The organism is Bradyrhizobium sp. MI1.3 (assembly GCF_055811695.1).
In genome coordinates this window covers 1-662 of sequence record NZ_JBVVPQ010000237.1, presented here as the reverse complement: position 1 = coordinate 662, position 662 = coordinate 1, and the positions used below count along the sequence as shown (strand labels likewise).

The 662-nt window shown below is 57.3% G+C and carries 1 protein-coding gene; it reads right to left on the bottom strand.

Annotated elements, in window-relative coordinates:
• Positions 1-662 (bottom strand): thioesterase domain-containing protein (locus tag AC0L3A_RS40825; RefSeq protein WP_473256593.1); only part of this gene is annotated, 662 nt, incomplete at both ends.

Sequence of the window (662 nt, the reverse complement as noted above, 5' to 3'; positions counted from 1 at the left end):
AATCCTCCCTCGTTGACAAGGAATGCAAGGAATTCAGACCATTCCTGGTCCAAGGTGAGAGTGGAAGGCGTCCCTAGCGCCGACGGATGGGCACTATCGATCATTGCCACTAAATCGACCCTCACGTTTGCAGAGATTAGTATCCCAGCAACGGCGTGGGCGAGCACACCGCCAAAGGACCATCCAGCGAGCGTACAAGCCATGTCCGGCAGCACAGGAACAATAGCCCGAGCATAGACTTGGGCAATCTCTTCGAGCGAACCCACCTTCAGGAGTTCGTGACCGAACTCTAGAGCATGTATACCGTAGATGGTCTGTGTAGCTGGCAGCGCCCGCGCGAGGTCTTCATAGATGTTCAGCCCTCCGCCAAGGGCGTGACAGAGGATAAGTGGCTGACTGTTCGCAAGTCGAAGGGGAATAAGTTGGCTCGCAGATTTTCGATGGTTCTTCGATGCGGAGCGCAGCTTCTCGGCGCACTGATCGAGACGAGGATTGGTGAAATGCACGGAAAGATCGAGGATCAAACCTCGCCGCCGGAGTTGCTCAAGCACTTGGAGCGCTAGCAGCGAGTGTCCACCGAGGTCAAAGAAGTTGTCGTGGCGCCCGACCCGCGCCACACCGAGAAGCTCCGCCCAGATCGTCGCCAGCGTGGTCTCGGTCTC